Origin of the sequence: Shinella sumterensis (assembly GCF_004514425.2) — a bacterium.
GTDB lineage: Bacteria > Pseudomonadota > Alphaproteobacteria > Rhizobiales > Rhizobiaceae > Shinella > Shinella sumterensis.
The window spans coordinates 304,113-330,837 of the sequence record NZ_MYFN02000002.1 but is presented as its reverse complement, the minus strand read 5'-3'; the positions used below and the strand labels follow the sequence as shown (position 1 = coordinate 330,837).

At 63.3% G+C, this 26,725-nt stretch carries 23 protein-coding genes; 6 read left to right on the top strand and 17 right to left on the bottom strand.

Annotated features, from left to right (window positions below):
• Positions 1-47: 47 nt before the first annotated feature.
• Complete coding sequence (locus B5M41_RS05370) at positions 48-398, bottom strand: flagellar export protein FliJ (RefSeq protein WP_134650592.1); 351 nt, start codon at positions 396-398, stop codon at positions 48-50.
• 530 nt (positions 399-928) lie between these two features.
• On the opposite strand from B5M41_RS05370, the gene ctrA reads away from it, so the two are divergent.
• Positions 929-1,627 (top strand): response regulator transcription factor CtrA, encoded by a 699-nt coding sequence (gene ctrA, locus B5M41_RS05365; RefSeq protein WP_018327818.1) that lies wholly within the window; start codon positions 929-931, stop codon positions 1,625-1,627.
• Between the two features lie 153 nt (positions 1,628-1,780).
• On the opposite strand, the gene B5M41_RS05360 is transcribed toward ctrA, so the two are convergent.
• Together B5M41_RS05360 and chpT are read right to left on the bottom strand one after the other, a co-directional pair.
• A complete protein-coding gene (locus B5M41_RS05360; protein ID WP_134645729.1) occupies positions 1,781-2,143 on the bottom strand; it encodes a response regulator in 363 nt (120 codons plus the stop codon).
• Positions 2,144-2,256: 113 nt separating this feature from the next.
• Entirely contained in the window at positions 2,257-2,910 is a 654-nt protein-coding gene (gene chpT / locus B5M41_RS05355) for a histidine phosphotransferase ChpT (RefSeq protein WP_134645731.1), read from the bottom strand.
• A gap of 274 nt (positions 2,911-3,184) precedes the next feature.
• Here chpT and B5M41_RS05350 point away from each other — a divergent pair, with 274 nt between their 5' ends.
• Both B5M41_RS05350 and B5M41_RS05345 read left to right on the top strand, forming a co-directional pair.
• On the top strand, positions 3,185-3,709 hold the full coding sequence (locus B5M41_RS05350; protein ID WP_370340519.1) for a DUF1134 domain-containing protein: 525 nt from the start codon (positions 3,185-3,187) through the stop codon (positions 3,707-3,709).
• Between the two features lie 145 nt (positions 3,710-3,854).
• On the top strand, positions 3,855-5,006 hold the full coding sequence (locus B5M41_RS05345; protein WP_134645735.1) for a hypothetical protein: 1,152 nt from the start codon (positions 3,855-3,857) through the stop codon (positions 5,004-5,006).
• A gap of 8 nt (positions 5,007-5,014) precedes the next feature.
• On the opposite strand, the gene B5M41_RS05340 is transcribed toward B5M41_RS05345, so the two are convergent.
• Both B5M41_RS05340 and B5M41_RS05335 read right to left on the bottom strand, forming a co-directional pair.
• Positions 5,015-5,845: a TrmH family RNA methyltransferase gene (locus tag B5M41_RS05340; RefSeq protein ID WP_134645737.1), complete on the bottom strand. Its 831-nt coding sequence runs from the start codon at positions 5,843-5,845 to the stop codon at positions 5,015-5,017.
• Between the two features lie 5 nt (positions 5,846-5,850).
• The gene (locus B5M41_RS05335) at positions 5,851-6,240 is read right to left on the bottom strand and encodes a hypothetical protein (RefSeq protein WP_134645739.1); all 390 of its coding nucleotides are present in this window, start codon (positions 6,238-6,240) and stop codon (positions 5,851-5,853) included.
• A gap of 35 nt (positions 6,241-6,275) precedes the next feature.
• On the opposite strand from B5M41_RS05335, the gene B5M41_RS05330 reads away from it, so the two are divergent.
• Both B5M41_RS05330 and rpoH read left to right on the top strand, forming a co-directional pair.
• Positions 6,276-7,319, top strand: a complete 1,044-nt coding sequence (locus B5M41_RS05330; protein WP_134645741.1) for an RluA family pseudouridine synthase — start codon at positions 6,276-6,278, stop codon at positions 7,317-7,319.
• A 235-nt stretch (positions 7,320-7,554) separates the two neighbouring features.
• Entirely contained in the window at positions 7,555-8,460 is a 906-nt protein-coding gene (rpoH, locus tag B5M41_RS05325) for an RNA polymerase sigma factor RpoH (protein ID WP_134645743.1), read from the top strand.
• A 75-nt stretch (positions 8,461-8,535) separates the two neighbouring features.
• Here the strand turns inward: rpoH and B5M41_RS05320 are convergent, their stop codons facing one another.
• Positions 8,536-10,776, bottom strand: coding sequence for a hypothetical protein (locus tag B5M41_RS05320; protein WP_134645745.1), 2,241 nt, complete (start codon positions 10,774-10,776; stop codon positions 8,536-8,538).
• A 69-nt stretch (positions 10,777-10,845) separates the two neighbouring features.
• On the bottom strand, positions 10,846-12,141 hold the full coding sequence (locus B5M41_RS05315) for an adenylosuccinate synthase (protein WP_134645747.1): 1,296 nt from the start codon (positions 12,139-12,141) through the stop codon (positions 10,846-10,848).
• Between the two features lie 214 nt (positions 12,142-12,355).
• Between B5M41_RS05315 and B5M41_RS05310 the strand changes: the two genes are divergently transcribed.
• Positions 12,356-13,249: a DMT family transporter gene (locus tag B5M41_RS05310; RefSeq protein WP_134645749.1), complete on the top strand. Its 894-nt coding sequence runs from the start codon at positions 12,356-12,358 to the stop codon at positions 13,247-13,249.
• Between the two features lie 63 nt (positions 13,250-13,312).
• On the opposite strand, the gene serA is transcribed toward B5M41_RS05310, so the two are convergent.
• From serA to tolB, 10 genes are all read right to left on the bottom strand, one after another.
• Positions 13,313-14,908 carry a phosphoglycerate dehydrogenase gene (gene serA / locus B5M41_RS05305; RefSeq protein WP_134645751.1) on the bottom strand — a complete coding sequence of 532 codons (1,596 nt, stop codon included), beginning with the start codon at positions 14,906-14,908 and terminating at the stop codon, positions 13,313-13,315.
• A gap of 76 nt (positions 14,909-14,984) precedes the next feature.
• A complete protein-coding gene (locus B5M41_RS05300; protein WP_134645753.1) occupies positions 14,985-16,166 on the bottom strand; it encodes a phosphoserine transaminase in 1,182 nt (393 codons plus the stop codon).
• 178 nt (positions 16,167-16,344) lie between these two features.
• Complete coding sequence (locus tag B5M41_RS05295; RefSeq protein WP_134645756.1) at positions 16,345-17,175, bottom strand: outer membrane protein; 831 nt, start codon at positions 17,173-17,175, stop codon at positions 16,345-16,347.
• A gap of 166 nt (positions 17,176-17,341) precedes the next feature.
• On the bottom strand, positions 17,342-18,172 hold the full coding sequence (locus B5M41_RS05290) for an outer membrane protein (RefSeq protein ID WP_134645758.1): 831 nt from the start codon (positions 18,170-18,172) through the stop codon (positions 17,342-17,344).
• A gap of 243 nt (positions 18,173-18,415) precedes the next feature.
• Complete coding sequence (glmM, locus tag B5M41_RS05285) at positions 18,416-19,768, bottom strand: phosphoglucosamine mutase (protein WP_134645760.1); 1,353 nt, start codon at positions 19,766-19,768, stop codon at positions 18,416-18,418.
• Between the two features lie 284 nt (positions 19,769-20,052).
• Positions 20,053-21,975 (bottom strand): ATP-dependent zinc metalloprotease FtsH, encoded by a 1,923-nt coding sequence (gene ftsH / locus B5M41_RS05280; RefSeq protein WP_134645762.1) that lies wholly within the window; start codon positions 21,973-21,975, stop codon positions 20,053-20,055.
• 201 nt (positions 21,976-22,176) lie between these two features.
• Entirely contained in the window at positions 22,177-23,457 is a 1,281-nt protein-coding gene (gene tilS, locus B5M41_RS05275; RefSeq protein WP_167718720.1) for a tRNA lysidine(34) synthetase TilS, read from the bottom strand.
• 20 nt (positions 23,458-23,477) lie between these two features.
• Positions 23,478-24,476, bottom strand: coding sequence for a tol-pal system protein YbgF (gene ybgF / locus B5M41_RS05270; RefSeq protein WP_134645766.1), 999 nt, complete (start codon positions 24,474-24,476; stop codon positions 23,478-23,480).
• Between the two features lie 153 nt (positions 24,477-24,629).
• Positions 24,630-25,169, bottom strand: a complete 540-nt coding sequence (gene pal / locus B5M41_RS05265; RefSeq protein ID WP_134645768.1) for a peptidoglycan-associated lipoprotein Pal — start codon at positions 25,167-25,169, stop codon at positions 24,630-24,632.
• Positions 25,170-25,409: 240 nt separating this feature from the next.
• Positions 25,410-26,714: a Tol-Pal system beta propeller repeat protein TolB gene (tolB, locus tag B5M41_RS05260; RefSeq protein WP_134645770.1), complete on the bottom strand. Its 1,305-nt coding sequence runs from the start codon at positions 26,712-26,714 to the stop codon at positions 25,410-25,412.
• Positions 26,715-26,725 lie beyond the last annotated feature (11 nt).

Below are 26,725 nucleotides of genomic sequence, written 5' to 3'. Positions count from 1 at the left end.
TGAGCGGTCTTGCGGCCACTCGCGAGGGGTCTTCAGAGGTCTTGTCCTCAGGCGCGCAGACGCACCGCGTTGTCGCGCTCTTCCAGCGCCGCCGCCTTGGCGAACTCCGCTTCCGCCTCTTCCAGCGAAAGTTCGGCCGCGTCCTGCTGTACCTTCAGTTCCCGAATGGAGACCTGCAGGTTGTCGGACCGCTGCCGTGCTGCCTTGGCAAACGTGGGATAGGCGAAGTGGGTGGGATCTGTGATCCCGGACTTCTTCTCTTCGATGGCGATCTGGGTTTCCAGTTCCTTCGACATCCGTTCGAATTCGGACATCATCAACTGAAGCTGGGCCAGCTGCCGTCTCTTGTCTTTGACCTGAAATTCCTTCAGGCGAACTAGGCTCTCACGCGACTTCATACGCAATACTCCCGTGGATAGCGAGACCCCGGCATTGAAGTGAACGATCGCCGAAAAACACATCCGACCGCTCACCGGCACTCCAAATCGGCACACGGACCATGGTGAATCACCACGCGCCGCGCACCGTCATTTTCGCCCGCAGACCGGCCAGAGTGCCGGACCTTAAAAAAAATTCAGCGAGATTAATGAAATCCTACCGCTGGTAACCTTTCGTTTACGGGCATCGTTAATCATAGGGACCATGGTTTAAGGCCCGGTAAATGCGGTTCGCAAAAAACGACATGTTCCGCATTGACGAGTCTAAAGAGTCGGTTAGCTGTGTTTCTTCACTTTGTATGTTAAGAGTCACAATTCTGATTCATATGAAAAATCAGGGGACTGCCCGAAATAATTAACAGATCGATACACCTTGCCAAAGTGAATCAGGATTTGTTAACCATTTCGTGGCAGCCTCCAAATCAGGCAACGACTGGATCCGTATCGCGTAGGGGGCCAGGATACCTTGAGCGGCGGAAAAGGGGACAGATATGCGGGTTCTACTCATCGAGGACGATAGCGCGACAGCGCAGAGCATCGAACTGATGCTGAAGTCCGAAAGCTTTAATGTCTACACCACCGACCTCGGCGAGGAAGGCGTGGATCTGGGCAAGCTGTATGATTACGACATCATCCTGCTCGACCTGAACCTGCCCGACATGTCGGGTTACGAAGTTCTTCGCACGTTGCGCCTGTCCAAGGTCAAGACGCCGATCCTCATCCTCTCCGGCATGGCCGGCATCGAGGATAAGGTGCGCGGCCTCGGCTTCGGCGCTGACGACTACATGACCAAGCCGTTCCACAAGGACGAACTGGTCGCCCGCATTCACGCCATCGTGCGCCGCTCCAAGGGCCATGCCCAGTCGGTCATCTCCACGGGCGAGCTCATCGTCAACCTCGACGCCAAGACCGTCGAAGTCGGCGGCCAGCGCGTGCACCTGACGGGCAAGGAATACCAGATGCTCGAGCTGCTCTCGCTGCGCAAGGGCACGACGCTCACCAAGGAAATGTTCCTGAACCACCTCTACGGCGGCATGGACGAGCCGGAACTGAAGATCATCGACGTCTTCATCTGCAAGCTGCGCAAGAAGCTCGCAAACGCTGCCGGCGGCGCCAATTACATCGAGACGGTCTGGGGCCGCGGCTATGTGCTGCGCGAACCGGACGGCGACTACGCCGAGAGCGCCTGATCCCCCTCCCCGCTCACGTATTTCGAAACCCGCCGCTTGCCGGCGGGTTTTCTTTTGGGCACGGTTCCCGCCTGCCTTCTGTGTCACGAAAAGCAGAACGCGGCCGGCTCCGGGGAGCGGCCGCGTCGCGACATTTCTGAACGGGACGTCTGATCAGGCAGCGATCGAGAGGCTGCCGAAGACCTGCGTCAGGATCTTGCGATCGAAGGGCTTGAGCAGGAAATCGTCGGCGCCGGCGCGCTTGCCCATCATCATCTTCTTCAGGTCGGCCTCGACCACGCAATAGAAGATGCGGACGGATTTGCCCTGCGGCAGGTTGCGGACATTGCCGATCAGCTCGAGCGCGCCGTCCATGGTGGCATCGACGATGAGGATGTTGGGCAATTCCGCCTCACAGCGCACCAGCGCTTCAAGAGCACTGGACGCTTCGAGAACGAGGAAATCCAAACCGGAAAGAATACGCTTGCCGACCTTCCGGACGACATCGGAACCGTCGGCGATCATCAACCGCTGCATTATCTGCTCCTAGGTCTCCCGCCATCCGGCAGGAACGATACAGATGCAGCTTACCGTCGGCTGGCAAACAAAGCGTTAGCGGCCATGGTTAACGCCACAGCCGCCGACGCGGATCATTCAGAAGCAACAATCGAGCGGGCCGAGAACACGATCTCGTCGTCGCCCGGCTCCACGGCGAGCTCCATGCCGGCTTCATCGGCCAGCAGAACGGTATAATAGGGCTGGATCGAATGGGCATCGACCGCCTCTTCCGGCGTGCCGGAAAGCAGTTCCGTGAACTTCGGCGGAACGCGCAGCATGCGGCCCTTGGCGGCGAGCTTGAAGACCGTGTCGCTCTCGGGATTCTCGAGGCTGATATCGATCGAACCGCCGCGCGGTATCGCGCTGTAGGCCACGAGGAACAGGTTGAGCAACAGCTTGACCTTGTTCTTCGGGATGATGGCGCGCGGGCCGGTCCAGGTGACTTCCGTCTTCTTTTCGGCAGCCGCGAAATCGCGCGCGGCCTTCTCCGCCTCGCCCGTATCGATCGACGCGCCGACAGAGCCGGAGGCGCCGAAGGCAAGGCGTGCGAACTTCAGCCGGACGGATGCATTGAGCGCACTGGCGCGGATGAGATCCATCGCCTCGGCATCCGCGCCGCCCTCGTCGAGCAGTTCGAGCCCGTTGTTGATCGCACCGACGGGCGAGATGACATCATGGCAGACGCGGCTGCAAAGAAGCGCTGCCAGATCGGGACCTGTCAGCGTAAGGTTCGGATTTTTCGCCATAAAATTCTCCCAGATCCACGCATTCATTCATCGCGGGACGCCTCGTTAAAGGCGCACGCGGATACATTCCGCGCGACGCATAGCACGCCTGAATTGCGCGAGGCGTGTTCCATTTAAAGACAGCCATAATGACACCACATTTGGTAAACCGATTGTTAATACCCTCGGATCAAATTGCTGCAAGGAACGGAGCCTAGAACAAAAGGAAGGCGAACGGGATATGATTGGTTCAAATCTCCTCACCGCGGCGTTCAGGATCGTGACGGCGGCGGCCATGGCAATCGTCCTCGCAGGACCGGCCGCCGCGCAGCAATCGAATCAGTACAGCATGCAGGAAATCATCGATGCCGGGCACGGCTTCTTCGGTGAGGCTTCCGGCGGGCTGGCCAAGGTGGTGGAACGCGCCTTCGAATCCTACGGCCTGCCGAACGGCTACATCCTCGGCCAGGAAGGGTCCGGCGCCTTCGTCGCCGGCCTGACCTATGGCGAAGGCACGTTGAACACCAAGAATGCCGGCCAGCATCCGGTTTTCTGGCAGGGCCCGTCCCTCGGCCTCGACTGGGGCGGTCAGGGCAGCCGCACGATGATGCTCGTCTACAATCTGCCTGACGTGAACGCGCTTTACGATCGTTTCGGCGGCGTTTCCGGCTCGGCCTATGTCATTGCCGGCGTCGGCATGCAGGTGAACGTCAACCGCGATATCGTTCTGGTGCCGATCCGCACCGGCGTCGGCGCGCGCCTCGGCATCAATGCCGGCTATCTCAAACTGACACGCCAGCCGACCTGGAACCCCTTCTGATCGAAGGAAAATCCGTCCCGGCCCGCCTGGTTAACCGAAAGTTGATTTCGCCGGGACACCCCCTCCCGCAAATCCGGGCGAGCCGCTATAATGCAGCCGCCCGGTTCCGCGCCGGGCTTCCGTCTTGGCGCTGTTAGGTAGATCCGTGATCGAGTATGCCCTTCTCTTCGCGCTCGGCTTCCTCGCCGCCACGCTGACCGGTCTCCTTGTCGCGCCGGCCATCCAGAAGCGCGTCGTCAAGTTCACCGAAGACCGCATGCGCGCCACCATGCCGCTCAGCCCGCAGGAAGTGCGCGCGCAGAAGGACATGGCCCGCGCCGCCTTTGCAGCCGAAAACGCCCGGCTGGCGCAGAGCGTGCGCCGCGAACGCGAGAAGCGCACGCAGGAGATGGTCCGCAGCGAAAAGCTTCTTGCGGATGCCGCCGCCGTCGGCACGGAAAATGCCGAACTGCACGCCCAGATCGCCGATATGAACATCGAGGCCGGCGACATGCGTTCGGCGCTGCGCCGCGAGGAGATGAAGAGCGAGCAGTTGCGCGCTGCCCTCGCCAATGCCGACCGCGAGATCCGTGCACGACTGGACGAGATCGAACGCCTCAACGCCACGATCGCACATTTTGAGGCCGACATCGACAACATGAAGATCGATATCGCCACGCGCGACACCACGATCGAAGCCCTGAAGAGCCGCATCACCAACCTGAAGGACGAGCGCGACAAGGCGCGCGAAGACCTGAAGACGGCGGGCGAGAAGGCAAAATCGCTGGAGCTTCGCGTGTCGCGCGAGGAAGGCCGCGCGCGCCAGCTGGAAACCCGGCTGACACGCGAGCTTGCCGGCAGCGCCGACAAGGACAACGCCATCGAGCGGCGTATTGCCGAAATCGATCGCCTTCGGGACAAGGTGAAGACACTGACCGCGGAAAACAAGGAAGCGGCCAAGGCCGCGCGCACCACCGGGCTTGCCCATACGATCGCCGCCAACCGGATCACGCCCCGCCGCCCGGTCAAGGCCAATTCGGTGCCGCCAATCGATATCGCCACGCTGGAAGAGGACGTCCGGAACCAGGGCACCGCGCTGACGGAACGGCTGATGGCAGCGGGCAATGGCGGCAACGATGCGGCGCTTCGCGAGGAAATGGCGGATCTCGCCAGCAAGATGATCGTGCTGACCGCGGCGCGCGAAGGCGCCAACTCGCCTGTCCACGATTTGATCGCAACGATCGACCCGTCACTCGAAGGCGACGACAGAAGCCTGGCAGGCCGGGTCCGCGAACGGCTCGGCAGCGACGAGAGCTGATCGGCCCCTCAGCCGACCCGGCCCATCGCAAGCGCAATCTGGTAAAGCGCGATTCCGCTGGCCGTCGCGACATTCAGGCTGTCGAGACCCGGCCGTTGCGGAATGCGGGCCGTGCGGAAGGAGGACAGGATGTTTTCCGGCAACCCCTCCCCTTCGGTGCCCAGCACCAGCGCAATACGCCTCGTCGCCGGAATGGCCGACACGGAAACCGCGCCGCGCGGCGAAAGCCCCCAGATCTCGAAGCCTTCCGCCGCAAGCCGCTCCAGCATGACCTGGGCCGCAAGGCCGCGCGAGAACGGCACGCTCAGGACCGAGCCGACGGAGACGCGGATGGCCTTGCGATAGAGCGGGTCGCAGGACGTCTCGTCGAGAAACACGGCATCGGCCCCGAAGGCCGCGGCGTTGCGGAAGATCGACCCGACATTGTCGTGGTTGGAAAGGCCGCAGCCGGCGAGCACCAGGCTCGCCTCCGGCAGGCGATCCATGAGGGAGGCCGTCCGGTCCAGGGGCGGTTTGCGGCCGAGGGCAAGCACGCCGCGATGCATGTTGAAACCGGCCACGGCATCGAACACCGCCTGCGACGCGACATAAACCGGGACGGTGTTCGGAAACGACGCCAGGATATCCGCAACGCCCGAAAGGCGATTTTCCAGGAGCAGGATCGACTCGGCGGCAAAACCGTTGGCCAAAGCTGCGGGCTGGCCGAGCATACGCAACACCACGGTGCCCTCGGCGATGAACAGGCCGTCCCGGCCGGTCAGGTCACGCTCGCGGATGGAAACGAAGCCGGCGATGCGCGGATCGGCCGGATCATCGATGCGGACCGGTGTCGCGGCCATGCTGTTCAGTTGCCCGCGACGTCGATCTCGGCGACGATGCGGCCGGCGGCGATATCGAACACCAAAGCCTTGCGCGCGCCGCCGGGCATGACACCGTAGAAGAGTATCTGGCTGCCCGACTGCGATACAGCCGACACGGCAAAGCCATCAGGCAGCACCGCCGTCGCCTTGACCGGCGCATCGCTCGGCACGGACAGGCCGCTGGAGGTTGCCATCGCTTCCGGCTTGCCATCCCGCGTGTTGATCTTATAGACAATGGCGGCAAGCACCGCCAGGAACATCAGGAACATGATGCCGCCGGAGATCAGTTGCAGGCGCATCATCTTGCGACGGACGTTTTCCATGACCGGGTCGAGCGGCTTGTCTTCCTGATCGTCGTTTTCGATGTTGGACATGGCGGCGCCCTTCCGGCAATGAGTATGATTGAACGATGACCGACCCCTTTAAAGAAGCCGACGCCACAAGAAAAGTCCTGACCGTGCCCGAAGATGCCGAGGGACGCATGGATGTCTGGCTGGCCACGACCCTTGCCGGCGACTTTTCGCGCAGCCGCATCAAGGCGCTGATCGAGGAAGGCGCGGTCGTCGTCAACGGCAAGGTCACGACGGAGCCGAAGCGCAAGATCCAGCCGGGCGACGTGGTGGAACTGGCGCTCCCCGCTCCCCGAGACCCGGAACCCCAGGGCGAGGATATCCCGCTTGACGTGCTCTACGAGGACGACGACCTGATCGTGCTCGTCAAGCCCGCGGGGCTCGTCGTGCATCCCGGCGCCGGCAACTGGACGGGCACGCTCGTCAACGCGCTGATCGCCCATTGTGGTACGAGCCTTTCCGGCATCGGCGGCGTGCGCCGCCCGGGCATCGTGCACCGGCTCGACAAGGAAACGAGCGGCGTCATGGTCGCCGCGAAGAACGATGCCGCCCACCGCCACCTCTCCGACCAGTTCGCAGATCACGGCCGCTCCGGCCCGCTGGAACGTGCCTACCAGGCCGTCGTCTGGGGCCGCCCCCGCCAGCTGAAGGGCACCATCGACGCGCCGCTGGGACGAGGCAATGACCGGACCAAGCGGGCCGTCAAGCGCGAAGACGCCGATGACGCCCGCGAGGCCATCACGCACTATACGGTGATCGAGCGCTACATGGAGACGGAGGCGGCGACCAGCCTCGCCTCGCTCGTCGAATGCCGCCTGGAGACGGGCCGCACACACCAGATCCGCGTGCATATGGCCCATATCGGCCATCCGCTGATTGGCGATCCCGAATATGGCGCGGCCTTCCGCACCAAGGCCAACCTCCTGCCCGAAAAGGCCCGCGCCGTCGTCAACGGTTTCCATCGGCAGGCGCTGCATGCCTTCATGCTGCAGTTCGAGCATCCGACATCCGGTGAAACCATGCATTTCGAAGCGCCGCCGCCGGCCGACATGGAGCAGCTGATCAACGCACTGCGCGGCATGGACGACGCCGATACCCCTTGATTTTCCGGCTTTGTGCACCATCTCAGCACAGTGCGCAAAGCCGTCCGTCATCGCCGCCTTCACGCAGCCGTGAAGCGCGCGGCGTCTTGAACCATTGTTTCGCCATACCTATCTTTAGGATCGTGGGGACGCCATGTCCCACAGGGAGCGTGGTTGCTGACGGGGAGCCTGTTTCAGGATCAAGCTCCATACCAAGGCTTGCCTCGATGGAAGCCGTCTCAGAAAGGGGTGCTGAATGGCCCGCAATACACTGCCGTCTATTACGTCTGGAGAAGGTGGTCTCAACCGCTATCTCGACGAAATCCGTAAATTTCCGATGCTTGAGCCGCAGCAGGAATACATGCTCGCCAAGCGCTACCAGGAACACGACGACCGCAACGCCGCCCATCAACTCGTGACGAGCCACCTTCGTCTCGTGGCGAAGATCGCCATGGGCTATCGCGGCTACGGCCTGCCGATCGGCGAAGTCGTCTCCGAGGGCAATGTCGGCCTGATGCAGGCCGTCAAGAAGTTTGATCCGGAGCGTGGCTTCCGCCTGGCGACCTATGCCATGTGGTGGATCAAGGCGTCGATCCAGGAATATATCCTGCGTTCGTGGTCGCTCGTGAAGATGGGCACGACCGCCAACCAGAAGCGCCTGTTCTTCAACCTGCGCCGGATGAAGAGCAAGATCCAGGCGATCGACGATGGCGATCTGCGGCCCGATCAGGTCAAGGAAATCGCGACCAAGCTGAAGGTGTCCGAGGAAGAAGTCGTCTCGATGAACCGCCGCCTGTCCGGCGACGCATCGCTGAACGCGCCCATCAAGGCATCCGAAGGCGATTCCGGCCAGTGGCAGGATTGGCTCGTCGACGATCACGACAGCCAGGAACAGACGCTCATCGAGCAGGACGAGCTGGAAACGCGCCGTGCGATGCTTGATCGTGCCATGCGCGTGCTGAACGATCGTGAGCGCCGCATCTTCGAGGCCCGCCGCCTTGCGGAAGATCCGGTCACGCTGGAAGAACTCTCCTCCGAGTTCGATATCAGCCGCGAGCGCGTCCGCCAGATCGAGGTCCGCGCCTTCGAGAAGGTGCAGGAGGCCGTCCAGAAATACGCGGCTGAACAGGCCAACGCCGTCCGCGTGATCGAAGACGCCTGAAACACGAGCGACATCAGGAACGAAAAGGCCCGGCAGAAATGCCGGGCCTTTTTCGTTCCGATCGGGCTGCGGTCGTTACTGGCTGGTGCCCGCCGCTGCCCAGGCGCGCATGACCTTGTCGAAGGCCTCGGAGCCGGCCGTGCCCTTGTCGAGGGTCAGCAGGGCGCGACGGCCGTTGCGGTAGGTGATCGGGATATCGATCCACGGCCGCGTGCGCAGGAGTTCCGTATTCTTGGCAATCGCCTCGGGGAAGTCGTTCAGCGCGATCATGTGGAAATCGTCGGTGATCTTCGCCGGCACGGCGATGAGGGCGTCGCCGCGATCCTGCTCCGTGCGCTTCATCGCCACGCGCTGCACGCTTTCGATGCCGCCGCCCTCGAAGTTCTCCGGCAGGGAGAAGACGAGTTCGATGATATGGCTTGCCGGCAGGGAATTGTCGGCATTGCGGCGGAAGGTGACGAGCGCCGTCAGGCCCTTCGAGGGAACGTTGATCTGCGCGCGCACCACCGGTTCCGGCTTGGCGTCTCCGCCCGGTGATTCCTCACCGGATGACCATGCGACCGTGCCTTCGATCGCCGTCGGCGATGTCTGGCCGAGCCGCTCCTCGTAGAGGAACATCTTCTGCGTCACGCCGATGGCAGCAGCCTGCTCGCCCCCGGCTGCCGTCGTCTGCGTGTCGGTCCCGGCAGCAGCAGTCGTACCGCCTGCCGGCGTCTGCGCGGCACCCTCGGTGGCGGCCGTTGCCGTCTCGCCGCCAGCGGCGGGCGTGCCGGTTCCGGCAGCCGCGGACGCCGATTCCGTCGTCTGTGCGGCAACGGATTTGCCTTCTTCCGCCGTGCCATCGAGCGCCTGCGCGGGGCCGTTGTCCACTTCCGTGCCGTCCGCCAGGAGACGCTGGGTGAACTTGCCGCCGCTCGACGGCGTGACGGCGGCGACTTCCGTGCCGCCTGCCGTATTCTCCTGCGGCGTCTGCGCAGTCTCGGCCGGCGGCGTCTCGGCCGACAAGTTGCGCGTGCCCTCGGCCGTTTCTACAGGCTGGTCATCGCTCGCAGAGCCGGAGACCGAGGCCACGAGATCGTTGACCCAGACGTTCACCGCATCGCGGTTGAACCAGTATGCGGCGCCGGCACCGCCGACGATCGCCAGCAGCGCGACGGTTGCCGCAAGCGCGCCGAGATTGAGCCGGGACTTGCGCGGCTCGGCGCGGAACGAGCGTTGCGGTGCGCGGGCCGTATCAGCCGTCGAAATGGAGGACGTCGCAGCCGGCGAAGATGCATCCCCGGCGATATTGGCCTGCGAGGCGGCGGCTGCCGACGCGGCGGCGGCCGGCGTGCTGCCGAGCAACGTGTCGAGATCGCCCCAGCTGTCGGCACGGGCAGGCTTTTCGGGCTGGCTCTCGGCATCGGCGCCCTTGTCCTGCGGCCATTCCCAGGCAAGCAGGTCGGGTTCCTGAGCGGCCGGCACCGACTTTTCCGCCGTCGTTTCGATGGAAGGCTGTTCGTGCCATTCCCACTGGGCATCGACATCGGGCAGGTGCGCATCGGCCACTGGCTCGGCCTCGGGCACATGCGCGCCATGCACCTCGTAGTCCTGATGCGGGACCGGATCGAAAGCCTCGGCGGTCTCAACCGCGTCAGGTGTCACCACCGAATGCGGCTCGCTCTCGGGCTCCTGCCAGGACGGCACGTAATCGTCCGCGGGCGTGGCCTCCACCTGCCAGGACGGCTCGGACCGGGCCTCGACGATCTGCGGTTCCGTTTCCGGTTCGGGCTCGCCATACGCGACCGGTTCGTCCACCGGTGCGGCCTCGACGAAAACATCCTCACGATGCGCCTCTACCGGCGCGTGAACCGGCTCTTCGGCCATCGGCTCATGGTGATAAGCCTCGGGCTCGTAGACATCCGCCTCGGCCTCGACGGGCTCCTCCGGCTCCGAGACGTCGGTGATCGCAGGCGGGGCGTCATAACGCTCGGCCTCGAGCGTTGCAGGCTCTTCGACGGTTTCGCCGGCGGGAGCCGGATCCTCGATGACGGGTTCCGGCTCGACTGCCGCAACCGGGGCGATCTCCTCGACGGGCTCCGGCACGGTCTCCTCGACCGGCAGCGCCTCGGCGTGGTCGATTTCCACGCTTTCGATCGCCGCTTCCAGCTTGTCCAGCTGGCGCTTCATGAGGTCATCGGAAGGGCGCGGGTTCATGGATTCAAGCTGACGGCGAACCGCGCCGCGCGCCTTGTCATAAACCTTCTGCCGCATCTCGGCATTGTTGTCCGAGAGACCGTCAACGGCCCTTCGAATGACTGCTACAAAATCCGCCATCAGAACTTTCCATCGTGCCCGCGCTCTATCCCATTGGAATAGGTCGCGGAACTTGTTTTGATTTTGAGATTAATCCTCAAACGGGTCCGTCACAAGTATGGTGTCGTCACGTTCCGGGCTTGTCGAAAGCAGCGCGACCGGCGCGCCGATCAGCTCCTCGACCTGACGGACATACTTGATCGCCTGTGCCGGCAGGTCTGCCCAGCGGCGTGCGCCGACGGTCGATTCCTTCCAGCCTTCCAGCGTGATGTAGATGGGCTCGACGCGGGCCTGCTGCCCCTGGCTGGCCGGCAGGTAGTCGATCTCCTTGCCGTCGAGCTTGTAGCCGACGCAGATCTTGAGCTCGTCCAGACCATCGAGAACGTCGAGCTTGGTGAGCGCGATGCCGGTGATGCCGTTCGTCTTGACCGTCTGGCGCACCAGAACCGCATCGAACCAGCCGCAACGGCGCGGGCGACCGGTGTTAACGCCGACCTCGCGGCCGACCGTCGCCAGGTGCTTGCCGATCTCGTCTTCCAGCTCGCACGGGAACGGGCCTTCGCCGACACGGGTCGTGTAGGCCTTGGTGATGCCCAAGACATAGTTGATCGCCGTGGGACCGAGGCCCGAGCCGGCCGAAGCCTGCCCGGCGACCGTGTTGGACGAGGTCACGAACGGATAGGTGCCGTGGTCGTTGTCGAGCAGCGCGCCCTGGGCGCCTTCGAACAGGATGCGCGCGCCGGCCTTGCGCTGCTTGTCGAGAAGGTCCCAGACCCGGTCGACATAGGGCAGGATGTGCGCGGCGACGGCGGACAGCTCCTCTTCGATCGACTCGACGGAGATTTCCGGGAGGTCCATGCCGCGACGCAGCGCGTTGTGGTGCGTCAGGAGGCGCTCGATCTTCGGGCGCAGCGTCTCGGGCTCCACGAGATCGATGACACGGATGGCACGACGGCCGACCTTGTCTTCATAAGCCGGGCCGATGCCGCGGCGGGTCGTGCCGATCTTGGTGCCGCTGGCCGACGCGGCATCCTCGCGCAGCGCGTCGAGATCGCGGTGGAGCGAGAGGATGAGCGGCGCGTTGTCGGCGATGCGCAGCACGTCCGGCGTCACGGCGACGCCCTGTGCGCGCAGCTTCTCGACTTCGGCGACGAAGTGGTGCGGATCGACAACGACGCCATTGCCGATGACGCTGAGCTTGCCGCGCACCAGACCGGAGGGCAGCAGAGCCAGCTTGTAGCTGATGCCGTTGATGACAAGGGTATGGCCGGCATTGTGACCGCCCTGGTAGCGAACGATTACCTCGGCCCGTTCCGAAAGCCAGTCGACAATCTTGCCCTTGCCTTCGTCACCCCATTGCGAACCGACAACCACCACACTTGCCATTTCATCTTTCCCGTTTTCGCGCGAAAACGCATGAACACATGCGCGGGCGCCAGACTTCAAACCCGCGCATCTATACTGTGTTGTCTTTGGGAATGCGACCCTGTTATGACGGCCGGCATCCGCTTTTTGAGTGACTTCCCGCGCTTTTTCGCCTTATCTGTGGCACCCGCCGGCGCCCGTTCGCGCGCCCTTCCTCCATCGAGACAATACAGCCGTGAACAGCAGAGCCTATTTCTACCTGTCCGTCACCGCGCTTTTCTGGGGCGCGAACTCCGTGGCGGGCAAAATAGCCGTGGGCCATGTGAGCCCGATGGTTCTGACGACATACCGCTGGATCATCGCGCTCCTCATCATCCTGGCGTTCCTGCTGCCGCAGGTGAAGCGCGACTGGCCGGTCATCCGCAAGCACTGGCTCCAGCTTCTGCTCTACGGCGCCTTCGGTTTTACCGCGTTCAACGCCCTGCTCTACACGGCACTCGGCTATACCAGCGCCATCAATGCCGTCATCGAACAGGCCGGCATTCCCATGTTGATCTTCGCCTTCAACTTCGTGCTGTTTCGCATACAGGCGTCTCTCGCACAGGTTTTGGGCTTTAGCGTGACGCTGATCGGGGTGCTCATCACCGCCTCGCACGGCGATTTTTCAGCGCTTGCGGAACTGGAGTTCAACTTCGGCGACGCGCTCATGCTGGTCGCGGGCATCGTCTACGCCGCCTATACCGTTGCTCTGCGCTGGAAACCGGACCTGCAGTGGCAGGGGCTCATCGCAGCTTCCGCATTCGGCGCCCTGCTCAGCGCCATCCCCCTCTTCTTCTGGGAACTGTCGAGGGGCGCTGCGATCTTTCCGGACACCATCGGCTGGGCGGTGGTGCTCTATGCCGGCATCTTCCCATCCCTGCTCTCGCAGGTGCTGTACGTGCGAGGGGTCGAGATGATCGGCGCCAACCGCGCGGGCCTGTTCATCAACGCAATTCCCATCTTCGGCACGATCCTCTCGGTGATCCTCATCGGCGAGACGCTGCACCTGTTCCATGTAATCGCCCTACTCTTCGTGCTGGGCGGCATCGCGATAGCCGAATGGGGCCGCCCCAAGGAAAAGGCAGCTTGATTCACGCAAAAGGCCCGCAGAACGGATCTGCGGGCCCTGGTTTCCGTCTTGGGAGGACGAAGATCAGTCGACGTTGAAGACCAGCGGCTTGATCTGGCGGATCGCCGGATTGGCGCGCAGCTTGTTCAGCACATCCTCGGAGACGGCAGCATCGACATAGAGCAGAGCGATCGCATCGCCGCCCTGCTTGTCACGGCCAAGCTGGAAGTTCGCGATGTTCACGCCGGCTTCGCCGAGCGTCGTGCCGATGAAGCCGATCATGCCGGGAACGTCGGTGTTGGTGATGTAGACCATGTGGTTGCCCACGTCGGCATCGAGGTTGATGCCCTTGATCTGGATGAAGCGCGGCTTGCCATCGGAGAAGACCGTGCCGGCGATCGAACGCGTCTGGTTCTCCGTCTTGACGGTCAGGCGGATATAGCCGTCGAACACGCCCGACTTGTCGCGCTTGACCTCGGACAGGATGACGCCCTTTTCCTTGATCATGACAGGGGCCGAAACCATGTTGACGTCGGCCACCTGCGGGCGGATGAGGCCGGCAAGCACCGCGCTGGTCAGCGCCTTGGTGTTCATCGACGCGGTCGCACCGTCATAGAGGATCTCGATTTCCTTGATCGCGCTTTCCGTGACCTGGCCGACGAAGGCGCCGAGCACGTCCGCAAGGCGGATGAAGGGCTTCAGGATCGGCGCTTCCTCGGCCGTGATCGACGGCATGTTGATGGCGTTGGAAACCGCACCCTTGACGAGGTAATCCGACATCTGCTCGGCAACCTGCAGGGCAACGTTTTCCTGTGCTTCCGTGGTCGACGCGCCGAGATGCGGCGTGCAGACGACGTTCGGCAGACCGAAGAGCGGGCTTTCGGTTGCGGGCTCGACCTCGAACACGTCGAAGCCGGCGCCGGCGACATGGCCGGACTTGATGGCTTCGGCGAGTGCTGCTTCATCGACGAGACCGCCGCGGGCGCAGTTGATGATGCGCACGCCCTTCTTGGTCTTGGCCAGCGCTTCCTTGCCCAGGATGCCGCGCGTCTTGTCGGTCATCGGGACGTGCAGCGTGATGAAGTCGGCGCGGGCGAGCAGGTCGTCCAGCTCGACCTTCTCGACACCCATTTCCTGGGCGCGTTCGGCCGAGAGGAAGGGATCGTAGGCGATGACATGCATGCCAAGGCCGATGGCCTTTTTGCAAACGATACCGCCGATATTGCCGGCGCCGATGACACCCAGCACCTTGCCGGTGATCTCGACGCCCATGAACTTGGACTTTTCCCACTTGCCGGCCTGCGTGGAGGTATCGGCGGCGGGCAGCTGGCGGGCGACGGCGAACATCAGCGCGATGGCGTGCTCCGCGGTCGTGATCGAGTTGCCGAAGGGCGTGTTCATCACGATGATACCGCGGCGCGAGGCGGCCGGGATATCGACATTGTCGACGCCGATGCCGGCGCGGCCGATGACCTTGAGATTGGTCGCAGCGGCGATCAGCTTTTCCGTCGCCTTGGTGGCCGAACGGATGGCGAGGCCGTCATAATTGCCGATGATCTCGGCAAGCTTTTCCTTGTCCTTGCCAAGCTTCGGCTGGAAATCGACGTCTACGCCGCGATCGCGGAAGATCTGGACGGCGGTTTCCGACAGTTCGTCGGATACGAGTACGCGAGGTGCCATGAGAGGCCTCCTTCAATGAAACAGAAAAGATGAGATCAAAGGTGGCTTCGCCCAGGGGACGAAGCCGGTCGCGAGATCAGGCCGCAGCCTTGGAAAGCGTCGCCTTCTGGGTCTCGAAGGCCCAGGTCAGCCAGGGCATCAACGCCTCGAGATCGGCGGTGTCGATGGTGGCACCGGCCCAGATGCGCAGGCCCGAAGGGGCATCGCGATAGGCGCCGATGTCGTAGGCGACACCCTGCTTGTCGAGGAGGGACACGAGGCCCTTGGCGAAGGCCGCCTGTGCATCGGCGTCCAGCGCCAGCACGTCCCTGTCGGCAATCGTCAGGCACACCGAGGTGTTCGAGCGGGTCGCCGGGTCCTTGGCAAGGTTGGCGATCCAGTCGTTCTGTTCGACGAAATCGAAGATGACCTTGGCATTGGCATCCGCCCGGGCCATCAGGCCCTTGAGACCGCCGACCTGCTTGGCCCACAGCAGCGCGTCGATGTAATCCTCGACGCACAGCATGGAGGGCGTATTGATCGTCTCGCCCTGGAAGATGCCCTCGATGAGCTTGCCGCCCTTGGTCATGCGGAAGATCTTCGGCATCGGCCAGGCCGGCGTATAGCTCTCCAGACGCTCGACGGCGCGCGGCGACAGGATGATGACGCCATGGGCGCCCTCGCCGCCGAGAACCTTCTGCCAGGAGAAGGTGACGACATCGAGCTTGGCGAAATCGAGGTTCTGCGCGAAGGCGGCCGAGGTCGCATCGCAGATCGTCAGGCCCTTGCGATCGGCAGGGATGAAGTCGGCGTTCGGGACGCGCACGCCGGAGGTCGTACCGTTCCAGGTGAAGACCACGTCACGGTCGAAATCGATCGTGGAAAGGTCGGGGAGAAGGCCATAGTCGGCCGTGATCTTGCGCGTGTCCGGAAGCTTCAGTTCCTTGACGACATCCGACACCCAGCCCGAACCGAAGCTTTCCCAGGCGACCATATCGACGCCGCGCGGGCCGAGCAGCGACCAGAGCGCCATTTCGACGGCGCCGGTGTCCGAAGCGGGCACGATGCCGATGCGGTAATCCGCAGGCACTTCCAGGACGTCGCGGGTGAGATCGATGGCCTGCTTGAGTTTTGTCTTGCCGATCTTGGCGCGGTGCGAACGACCGAGCGGTGCATCGGAAAGCGCTTCGAGCGACCAGTTGGGGCGCTTCGAGCAAGGGCCAGAAGAGAAATGAGTATTGTTCGGACGTACGTCCGGCGCGGTGACGGTCTTCGTCATGATCGCTATCCTTCCAGATAGATAGCTCCTCGTTGGGGAGGAGTGTCCCGCCGCCGTGAATATGGAAACCCTCTTTTCTCGTCAAGCGGATTCTGTCGTTATCGAAAAATAATCCGGCGCAACGAAGACGGCGCGCCGGGTACCCGACGCGCCGCAAAACAGAGTGAATCGTCCGGATTTACCAGGTGGTCACGCGGATACCGGCGCGGATCTCATGCTTCTGGAAGCCGTCGTCACGACCGTTGACGGCGTCGATGGAGGTTCCCAGGCCACGCCCGCTGAAGGCCTTTCCGCCGGCCGTGTCGGAGAATCGATAGCCGAAGTCGAGCTTCACGCGCTCGGTCAGATCGACGGATGCGCCGGCCATCAGGGCGTAGGTGAAGCGCCAGCTGTCCTCGCCCTGGAGGCCGATCGCACCATTGCTCGCGCCCGCGCAGTTCCCGGCGCCATCGAGGCAGACCGGCAGAACGCTGGTGTCGCTCCACTTCACGTAGGTCGCGCCGGCACCGATGCCGACATAGGGCGTGATGCCCGCGACCGTGCCGAGATCGACATAACCGTTGGCCATGACGTTCACGGCCGAATAGTCGCCCTTGTAATCGAAGCGGCAGTTCGTACCGCCTGGCGCGCCCGCCCCGCAGCCGCCGCCGACGGCCGAAGTGCCGGACATGTCGCCGCTGAAGAAGTCCGTCGTCAGGTCCGCACGGCTGAAATCGCTGAACTGGTAGCCCACGCCGACGCCGTAGGAGACCGGCTTGGAGAAGCGCGCGCTGTCGAACGGCTGCGAGAAGGTTCCGCCGCCTGCCCGCTCCGCCGTGTAATCCGGCCTGTCGGTGCTGCCCCAGCCGGAATAGCCGAGGTCGCCGCGAATGTACCAGCCCCGCGCCAGCGTCGCCTGGGAGACGTCGATCTCCGGCGCATTGATGATATCGAGGTCGCTGGCAAGGGCGCCCGTGGCAAACAGGCCGGCGAAGGCCGCGATGACGGGCAATGCGATGCGACGGACCATGATCTCTATCCTTGCAGCCGAAAGCCGGCGGTTGAGCCATCGGCGCAGGCCGAATCCGACACGCTACACCGTTGGTTAACCATATTCGTTAACCGGTGAAAAAACGGTTAAATGCAAGAAGGCCGCCCTTTCGGGCGGCCTTCGGATTTCAGATGGCTGATGTCGCTTACTTGTAGACGGGCTGCTCGATCGGGATCTCGGCCGGCGGAATGTAGGTCGCCGTTTCGCAGCCGTTGAAGGAGTAGCGAAGGCCCGCACGCGCTTCGTGGCTGTAGAAGCCCTTGTCGTAACCCGGGCCGCCATTGTCGACGTAACCGAACATGTCGCCCTTGGTGACATGGCGGAACCGATAGCCCACGTCGGCCTTCAGGTTGCAGGTCAGGTCGATCGCCGTACCGGCCATCAGCGCGTAGGTAAAGCGCCAGCTCTTCTTGCCGCCATGTTCGGTGGTGCTGCAACCCGGATTGCCCGGATCGTCGCAGATGGTGTTCCGCAGCTTGTTCCACTTGACGTAGGAGCCGCCGATACCGCCACCGACATACGGCGTGAAGACGCCGTACTTGCCGATATCGACATAGGCGTTGGCAAGGAGGGTCAGGGCCGTCAGCGAGGACTCGTCGCTCGACGTGCAGGGGAAGCCGCCGCACACGCCGCTGGTGCTGCCGCGGAACTTGGACTTGAACATGTAGTCGAGCGTCACGTCCGTACGGAAGTGATCGGTGATCTGATAACCGACACCACCGCCGATGATGAAGCCGCTCTTCAGCTTGGTCGTGTCGAAATCACGATCCAGGCTATTGGAGCCCTGGAAGTAGTGCGCACCGCGCAGCTTGTTGTAGGACCAGCCTGCGTCACCACGCAGATACCAGCCGCCCGTCTCGACGATAGCGGCCTCCTGGACCGGCGCCTCGATAACCTGCGGCTGATAGACATCGGCCGCATAGGCCGACGTCCCTGTCAGCAGGACGGCCGCGACGCCACTCAAAACTTTCCTCATCGCCTGACTCCAATAGGCTTGCGCTTGGCACGCCCGGCACCCCGGTCCCCAAGCCCTTCGATCCGGCATGGATAATGAAGAAGAAAGGTTAAGCGGCGATTAACTACAAAGATTTACCCTGTTCATTAACAGTCGTTCACCCATTCGGTAAACTTTTAAATAAAACACCCGGATTCACTGCACCGAAAAAGAAAAGGCCGAAGCATCCGCTCCGGCCTTCGAGAACATTCGATAAGTGACGCCTCAGGCGGCGTTGCGCACCGCGCCGATCACGCTGATCAGTTCATCCACGATGCGCTCGACCTGGGCGCGGTCATCGCCTTCAGCCATGACGCGGATGAGCGGCTCGGTGCCCGACGGACGGATCAGCAGGCGGCCGTTCTTTGCAAGTTCGCTTTCGGCATCGGCAATGGCCTGCAGGACGGAGGCGTCTTCGAGCGGTGCACCCGCCTTCACCCGGACGTTCTTCAGAACCTGCGGCACCGGCTCGAAACGGTTGCACACGTCGCTGACCGTTTTGCCGCTGCGCTTGACGCAGGCGAGGATTTGCAGGGCGGCGACGAGGCCGTCGCCCGTCGTGCCGAAATCGGAAAGCACGATATGGCCCGATTGCTCGCCGCCGACATTGTAATCGTTCTGGCGCATATGCTCCACGACGTAGCGGTCACCGACCTTGGTGCGCTCGAGGCCGAGCCCCCTGCCCTTGAGGAAGCGTTCGAGGCCGAGATTGGACATGACGGTCGCGACGATGCCGTTCCCGCGCAGCATGCCGTCTGCCGCCCAGCTTTCGGCGATCACGGCCATCAGCTGGTCGCCGTCGATGATCTTGCCGTTCTCGTCGATGATCTGCACGCGGTCGGCGTCGCCATCAAGCGCGATGCCGATATCGGCCCGCACTTCGTGCACCTTGCGCTGGAGCGTTTCGGGATGAGTCGAGCCACATTCGAGATTGATGTTGCGTCCATCCGGCTCCGCGCCGATCGTCACCACGTCGGCACCGAGTTCCCACAGCGCGAGCGGTGCGACCTTGTAGGCCGCACCATTGGCACAGTCGACGGCGATCCGCAGGCCCTGCAACGTGACATCGCGCGGCAGCGTTCGCTTGGCCTGTTCGATGTAGCGATAGATGTCGCCCTCGACGCGCTTGGCCCGGCCGATATCGGCTGGCTTTGCCAGCTGCGTGGAAAGGTCGCTGTCGAGCAGTTCCTCGATCTGCATTTCGATGGCGTCGGAGAGCTTGTAGCCATCAGGACCGAACAGCTTGATGCCGTTGTCCTGATAGGGATTGTGCGACGCCGAGATCATCACGCCGATATCCGCGCGCAGCGAACGGGTCAGCATGGCAACCGCAGGCGTGGGGATCGGGCCGAGCAGGAAGACATCGAGGCCGGCGGCGGTGAAGCCCGCCACCATGGCGTTTTCCAGCATGTAGCCGGAAAGGCGCGTGTCCTTGCCGATCACCACACGGTGGCGGTGGTCGCCGTTGCGGAAAATCGTACCCACGGCAATGCCGACCCGCATGGCGAGATCCGGCGTCATCGGGAAGATGTTGGACTGTCCCCGGATACCATCCGTGCCGAAATAACGACGTTTCATGTTCGCTCCTGAAAATAGCGCAGGCCGGTGCGGCGCTCTCCACCCGCAAAAGGCTCCACCTGCAGTTGTCGCTATGCCATATATCAAGGCAGGCGCGACGGAAACCGTTCAGGCGCGCAACATCATATTATCCTTAAATGCGCGCGGCCATCGCGCTTCTTTGCCACAAATGCGGGCAAAGCACATCCACCTGTGCATCAGAATTCATTACAGCCCGTTACCAAAAGAAAACGGCCGGGAACTGCTTCCCGGCCGTGTGGCATGCTTTGTCGAGACGACTAGCCCTATTGCGGCTGGGGCTCCAGTCCGCCTTCCGGCTCGCCGCCCTTCTTGTGGCCGGCCTTCGGAACGGCGGAGCCGCGGCTGGGCGGCGTATCGTCGCCAAGGTCGCGCGCGGGCTTTTCGCCGCGGATCAACGCCTTGATCTCGTCACCCGTCAGCGTCTCGTATTCGAGCAGGCCTTCGGCAAGCGCCACGAACTCATGGTGCTGCTCGGTGATGATGCGCTTGGCCTCGGTATAGGCCTCGTCGATCAGGCGGCGCACTTCATTGTCGATCTTCTGCGCGGTGGCTTCGGATACGTTCTTCTGCTGCGACACCGAATGCCCGAGGAAGACTTCCTGCTGATTTTCGCCGTAAGCGACGAGGCCAAGCTGGTCGGAGAAGCCCCACTGGGTCACCATCGCACGCGCAAGCTTGGTCGCCTGCTCGATATCGGAGGAGGCGCCTGAGGTGATGTTGTCCTTGCCGAAGGTCACTTCCTCGGCAACGCGGCCGCCCATCATGATGGCAAGACGCGAGACCATCCACTTGTAGCTCATCGAATAGCGGTCGCCCTCGGGCAGCTGCATGACCATGCCGAGCGCACGGCCGCGCGGAATGATCGTCGCCTTGTGCAGCGGATCGGCGAGCGGAACGTTGAGCGCGACGATGGCGTGGCCGGCTTCGTGATAGGCGGTGAGCTTCTTTTCCGCCTCGGTCATGGCCGTGGAGCGGCGCTCCGCGCCCATCATGATCTTGTCCTTCGCGTCCTCGAACTCCTGCATGGTGACGAGGCGCTTGTTGCGGCGCGCAGCCATGAGGGCGGCTTCGTTGACGAGGTTCATGAGGTCAGCACCGGAAAAGCCGGGCGTGCCGCGGGCGAGAACCTTGAGGTCGACATTCGGCGCCAGAGGCACATTACGGACGTGGACCTTGAGGATGCGCTCGCGGCCGACGATGTCGGGGTTCGGCACCACGACCTGACGGTCGAAGCGGCCCGGACGCAGAAGCGCGGGGTCGAGAACGTCAGGACGGTTGGTCGCGGCGATCAGGATGATGCCTTCGTTGGCCTCGAAGCCGTCCATCTCGACGAGGAGCTGGTTCAGCGTCTGCTCGCGCTCGTCGTTGCCGCCGCCGAGGCCGGCGCCGCGGTGGCGACCCACGGCATCGATTTCGTCGATGAAGATGATGCAGGGCGCGTTCTTCTTGGCCTGCTCGAACATGTCGCGCACACGGCTGGCACCGACACCGACGAACATTTCGACGAAGTCCGAACCGGAGATGGTGAAGAAGGGCACATTGGCTTCACCGGCGACGGAGCGCGCAAGCAGCGTCTTACCCGTACCGGGCGGGCCGACGAGCAGCACGCCGCGCGGGATACGGCCGCCAAGGCGCTGGAACTTCTGCGGATCGCGCAGGAATTCGACGATTTCCTCCAAGTCCTGCTTGGCTTCATCCACACCCGCGACGTCCGCGAAGGTCACGCGGCCATGTGCTTCGGTCAGAAGCTTGGCCTTGGACTTGCCGAAACCCATCGCGCCACGCGAACCACCCTGCATCTGGCGCATGAAGAAGAGCCAGACGCCGAGGATGAGCAGCATGGGCAACAAGGTGCCGATATAGCTGAGGAAGCCCGACGAGCCATCCGTTTCAGGCCGCGCGCTCACCACGACGTTCTTCGCTTCCAGGCGCTGGACGAGCGAGTTGTCGCCGTTCGGCGCATAGGTCTGGAAGGTGGCGCCCGTCTCGACATAGCTGCCGACGATCTTCTCGCCGGTGATGACGACTTCCTTCACCCGGCTCGCATCGACTTCCTTGAGGAACTGCGAATAGGGGATGTCCCGCGACCCCGTCTGTGTCGGGCTCGTCTGGAACATGCTGAACAGCGCGATCAGCAGGAGGGCGATGATCGCCCAGAGGGCGAAGTTTCGGAAATTGGGATTCATCGAATGGTCCGGGTACTTTCCCGGCCGGGCTGTCCCGGCCGCTTCTCTGGTCTCTAACATAGGGTCGCGACGCCGCCTTGCCAAGGCAAAGAGCACGGCAAGCGGGCATTTCTCGAACTATCGTCAACAAGCGCGCGATAGCGGCTGTCTTGCCTTGCGCCCGCATCGCTGCATTCCGGTACGACGCGTGACGCAGGGCCTTCATTCGTTGGGCGGCGCGGGAAACGGCAGCCGGCCGCACAACGCCGCCAGCGTCTGCGCCAGCGGCAAGTCGAACCGCGGCAGGAAATGCGTGTAGGGCGCTATCACCCGCTCCAGACGTACGGCGCCGTCAGGCACGCGAGCGCCATCCTCGAAAATGAGGCTTGGCGCGGCACTTGCCGCCCGCAAGGCCGGACCGTGCAGCCCCTGCCCGGCCCCCTCCCCGGAGGCCGTGACGACAATCGCGCGGTCCGTGCGGTTGGCAAGCCGATACCGGCCATCCCAGAGCGCGACGCTTGCCGCCGGAACGGCCAACACGGGAACGTCACGGCATTCGCGATAGAGATGAAGACCGTCACGGCGACGATCGAACACCACGCGGCCCGCCGTCAGCCGCGACAGCGTGTCGCTGGCAAGAAAGGCACGCAGCCGGCCGGCCGCACGCGCCTCGATGATATGGGGACGCCCGCCCGCCGTCGCGGCCAGCAGCAGAAGCGCCCGCCACGCAGCCGGATCGCCCAGCGCCGCGCGAACGCCGTTCGGCGAGAGCGTGAAGGTCTCATGCGTGGCTTGCACATGGTCGCACAGGAAATCCGCCCCGCGCACTGCAAGGGAAAACCGCCGGCCTGGCTCGGTGGCGGAAAGCCGCGGGTCGTCGCCAGAGCGTATACGCACCCGCTCGAATTTCGGATTGCTGTTGCTGGGATCGTCGATCCAGCCCTGTTCGCGCGCTCCAAGGAACGAGCGGATTTCGGCGCGGCCGATGCCGAGGAACGGCCGAAGCAGCCAGATGGCGCCCTCCAACAACACAGCGTCCGCCATGCCGGAAAGCCCGATCTCCTCCTTTGACCGGGCGGCGCGCATGGCGACGGTCTCGCGCTGGTCATCCAGGGTGTGGGCCGAAAGGATCGCATCGGCGCCCGTCTCACCCGCGGCATCGACGAGCAGCGCGTAGCGGCTGGCGCGGGCGGCGGCCTGCAGGCCGGCCTGAGGCTTCGGACCGCTCCAGCGGCGGGTGACATGCGCCACGCCAAGACGCGCACAGATTTGGGCGACCCCTTGCGCCTCTTCGGCAGAGCCGGCGCGCAGATCATGGTCGACGGTGCAGGCGCGAAGGCGGATGCCCGGATAATCCCCGGTTGCGCAAAGCTCCGCGAGCGAGAGGAGGAGCCCCAGCGAATCGCTGCCGCCGGAAACGGCGACCAGCAGTGTCGCGGGGCGCTTGAAACTTTTGAGAAGGCGGTCGGCTGCCTCGATGACGCTATCGTCCGCGCGGGCCACGACCTTTACACGCCCCGCAATCAGCAGGACAGCCGGCTCTGTTCGGAAGAGACCTTGCTTTTCACGGCCTTGGACGCGTCCGGATAGCGCTTGTTCACCTCGCGCAGCGTGGCGCAAGCGGTTTCACGATTGTCGAGGGCAGCGAGCGACATGCCGAGCTTCAACAGCATTTCCGGCGCCTTCTTCGACTTGCCGAACGTCTGGTGCGCGTTGAGGAAGGTCTTGGCCGCGTCGTTGAAATTGCCCTGCGAATACTGGGCCTCGCCAAGCCAGAAATTGGCGTCAGCGGCCTTTTCCGTATTGGGGTAGATGTCGAGATAATCGCGGAATTCCCGCTCGGCGAGCTGGTAATCGCCCGAAAGCACATGCCCGTAGGCGACCTTGTAGAGATCGTCGGGGTTGTCGAGCGAAGCGGTCGAGGACTGCGTCGCCTGCGACTGGCCGCTATCGACGCCCGGCAGCGCATTGTCATTGCCGATCGAAGCGCTCTGGTTGTTGAGATCGGGATTGGTCTCAGCACCGATCGGATTGCCGTTCTCGTCGAACTTGATGGAGCCGAGCTCCTGCGGCAGCGCGCCGCCGCCGGTATTGGTACGGGTGTTCGCACCGGCGGTATCATCCGCCGGCACGTTGTTCGTTGCGATCTGGTTGTCGGCCGTTCCGCCATTGACCGGCCTGTCGAGCGAGCCGCTCTTTCCGCTGGCGCCGGATTTTCCGCCTTCCAGTTCCTGGAAGCGGTATTCGTTGTCTTCCTGCGCCTTGCGGATCTGTTCCTGCATCTGGAGAAGCTGGTAGCTCATCTCCTCGATGCGGCCGTTGAGGGTGCGGATCTGCTCTTCAAGCTGGCCGACCCGGGGATCCATGGCCTGTGCGAGAATGACATTGCCGGTCCCTGCCCGCTCGCCCTTGGCCGGAAAGAGGCCGCTTGCCAGCGTGGAAAGCGGCGATGCGCCGGTCGGGCCGACAATGCCCACAACCGCTGCCAGACTGAGAACGCCTGCCGCGACAAGTTTCTTCATCTATCGTCGTCCTGTTGATCGAAAAATGCGCCGAAGCACAGGCGCAAGAGTTTTCCAAATGCTCTTAAAAAGCAACGGAGTTCGGCCAAAGTGTGTTGAAAAAAGAAAGGCGGCCTCGCGGCCGCCTCTCCGTTTCGTCCCCTTGGCGGGAGATTACATGCCTGCGCCACCCAGAACGGTGACGGCGCGGCGGTTCTGCGACCAGCAGGAAATGTCGTCGCAAACCGCGACCGGCTTTTCCTTGCCGTAGGAGATCGTCTTGATGCGGTTGGCCGGGATGCCGCGCGAGGCCAGGTACTGGCGGGTCGCAGCCGCACGGCGTGCACCGAGCGCGAGGTTGTATTCACGCGTACCGCGTTCGTCGGCATGGCCTTCGACCGTGATGGCGTAGTTCGGATAGCGCTGCAGCCACTGGGCCTGACGATCGAGCGTCGCGGCGGCATCTGCACGAACCGACGAGGAGTCGGTGTCGAAGAAGATGCGGTCGCCGACATTGACCGTGAAGTCCTGCTGCGAGCCCGGCGTGGCCGAGCCGCCGGCGCCGCCGTTCAGGCCGAGATCGCCGGCGCTGTTGGGCAGGTTCTTCTTGGAAGCGCAGCCGGCGAGAGCCAGCGTCATGAACAGGGCGATAACGGCCGGGTTACGGGCGATGGTCTGCATGCGGCCAGCGGCCGGGGTATCAATGCGGCTCATGAGCCGGTCTCCTTGCATCAGGTCTAGCGTCAAGTTCGTTGAAGCGTCGGTTTCAATCAGAGTTGCCAGACTGTAACCGCGAGCGGTTAATCCGCATTCAACAATTATGGTTAATGATTGCTTGCAAGACCGTCCCCGGCCCCTCGCATTCCAGTGGATACGGGCCTGCCGCATCTCGCCTCGTCACTGCCTTGCAGGACTTTGCGGCAAGAACGCGGCAGGCCCGTCTCATAAACGTCACTATTCCAGAAGTGGTGACCAGGCCGGGTCGGACGCAAAGCCCTTCGTCTGGACCAACTGTTCATTATAGCCCGAAAGGTCGATCGAATAAATCTGCGGACCGCCGGCGCCGGCCGCCTGGCGGAAGAACATCAGCACACGGCCGTTCGGCGCCCAGGTCGGACCTTCGTTATGGAAGCCCGTCGTCAGGATGCGCTCGCCCGAACCATCCGGCTTCATCACGCCGATCGAAAACTTGCCGCCCGACTGCTTGGTGAAGGCGATGAGGTCGCCGCGCGGCGACCAGACCGGCGTGGAGTAGGAACCGTCACCGAAGGAAATGCGGCGCTGGTTGGAACCGTCGGCACCCATGACGTAGAGCTGCGGGCGACCGCCGCGGTCGCTTTCGAACACGACCTGCGCACCATCGGGCGCATAGGACGGCGAGGTATCGATCGCCGCCGTCGAGGTCAGGCGCGTCGTTGTCCGCGACCGCAGGTCCATCGTGTAGATGTTGGAATTGCCTTCCTGCTGCAGGCTCATGATGACCTTCTGTCCATCCGGCGAAAAGCGCGGCGAGAAGGTCATGCCCGGGAAGTTGCCCACCACTTCGCGCTGCCCGGTCTCCAGCTGGAGCAGGTAGACGCGCGGCTGGTTGCCCTCGAAGGACATGTAGGTGATTTCCTGACGGCTCGGCGAGAAGCGCGGCGTCAGCACGATATCGTTGCCATTGGTCAGCGCGCGGGCGTTGAAACCGTCCTGGTCCATGATGGCAAGCTGGCGCTTGCGGGCGGTCTTCGGACCGCTTTCGGCGACATAGACGATGCGCGTATCGAAGTAGCCCTTCTCGCCGGTCAGGTTCTCATAGATCGCATCGGCGATGATATGGGCCACACGACGCCAGTTTTCCGGCTGCGTGAAGAACTGCTGGCCCGTGAGCTGCTGCCCGCCGAACGTATCCCACAGGCGGAACTCGGCGCGCAGACGGCCGTCACCCTCCTGCGTCACGCGGCCCGTCACAAGCGCCTGCGCATTGATGACCTTCCAGTCTTCGAAGCGCGGCGGCTGGTCGGGATTGGAAATCTTCTCGATGAAAGCCTGCTTGTTGACAGGCGCGAAAAGGCCGGAACGCTTCAGGTCCGCCGCGATCACATCGGTAATGCGCTGGCCGAGATCACCACTGGCGATGAAGTCGGTCACGGCGATCGGCAGAGGCTCGACATTGCCCTTGTTGATGTTGATTTCAACTCTTGCCGACGCGATCGGCATGGACGCCGCAAGACCGGTCAGCACGATCAGAAATCGAATGAGGTTACGTCTCAGCATGTATCTAGGCC

Excerpts from the sequence above, each read along its gene's own strand:
- B5M41_RS05370 (WP_134650592.1), bottom strand. The coding sequence starts at position 398 with ATGAAGTCGCGTGAGAGCCTAGTTCGCCTGAAGGAATTTCAGGTCAAA.
- ctrA (WP_018327818.1), top strand. The coding sequence starts at position 929 with ATGCGGGTTCTACTCATCGAGGACGATAGCGCGACAGCGCAGAGCATC.
- B5M41_RS05360 (WP_134645729.1), bottom strand. The coding sequence starts at position 2,143 with ATGCAGCGGTTGATGATCGCCGACGGTTCCGATGTCGTCCGGAAGGTC.
- chpT (WP_134645731.1), bottom strand. The coding sequence starts at position 2,910 with ATGGCGAAAAATCCGAACCTTACGCTGACAGGTCCCGATCTGGCAGCG.
- B5M41_RS05350 (WP_370340519.1), top strand. The coding sequence starts at position 3,185 with ATGGCAATCGTCCTCGCAGGACCGGCCGCCGCGCAGCAATCGAATCAG.
- B5M41_RS05340 (WP_134645737.1), bottom strand. The coding sequence starts at position 5,845 with ATGGCCGCGACACCGGTCCGCATCGATGATCCGGCCGATCCGCGCATC.
- B5M41_RS05335 (WP_134645739.1), bottom strand. The coding sequence starts at position 6,240 with ATGTCCAACATCGAAAACGACGATCAGGAAGACAAGCCGCTCGACCCG.
- B5M41_RS05330 (WP_134645741.1), top strand. The coding sequence starts at position 6,276 with ATGACCGACCCCTTTAAAGAAGCCGACGCCACAAGAAAAGTCCTGACC.
- rpoH (WP_134645743.1), top strand. The coding sequence starts at position 7,555 with ATGGCCCGCAATACACTGCCGTCTATTACGTCTGGAGAAGGTGGTCTC.
- B5M41_RS05320 (WP_134645745.1), bottom strand. The coding sequence starts at position 10,776 with ATGGCGGATTTTGTAGCAGTCATTCGAAGGGCCGTTGACGGTCTCTCG.
- B5M41_RS05315 (WP_134645747.1), bottom strand. The coding sequence starts at position 12,141 with ATGGCAAGTGTGGTGGTTGTCGGTTCGCAATGGGGTGACGAAGGCAAG.
- serA (WP_134645751.1), bottom strand. The coding sequence starts at position 14,908 with ATGGCACCTCGCGTACTCGTATCCGACGAACTGTCGGAAACCGCCGTC.
- B5M41_RS05300 (WP_134645753.1), bottom strand. The coding sequence starts at position 16,166 with ATGACGAAGACCGTCACCGCGCCGGACGTACGTCCGAACAATACTCAT.
- B5M41_RS05295 (WP_134645756.1), bottom strand. The coding sequence starts at position 17,175 with ATGGTCCGTCGCATCGCATTGCCCGTCATCGCGGCCTTCGCCGGCCTG.
- B5M41_RS05290 (WP_134645758.1), bottom strand. The coding sequence starts at position 18,172 with ATGAGGAAAGTTTTGAGTGGCGTCGCGGCCGTCCTGCTGACAGGGACG.
- glmM (WP_134645760.1), bottom strand. The coding sequence starts at position 19,768 with ATGAAACGTCGTTATTTCGGCACGGATGGTATCCGGGGACAGTCCAAC.
- ftsH (WP_134645762.1), bottom strand. The coding sequence starts at position 21,975 with ATGAATCCCAATTTCCGAAACTTCGCCCTCTGGGCGATCATCGCCCTC.
- ybgF (WP_134645766.1), bottom strand. The coding sequence starts at position 24,476 with ATGAAGAAACTTGTCGCGGCAGGCGTTCTCAGTCTGGCAGCGGTTGTG.
- pal (WP_134645768.1), bottom strand. The coding sequence starts at position 25,169 with ATGAGCCGCATTGATACCCCGGCCGCTGGCCGCATGCAGACCATCGCC.
- tolB (WP_134645770.1), bottom strand. The coding sequence starts at position 26,714 with ATGCTGAGACGTAACCTCATTCGATTTCTGATCGTGCTGACCGGTCTT.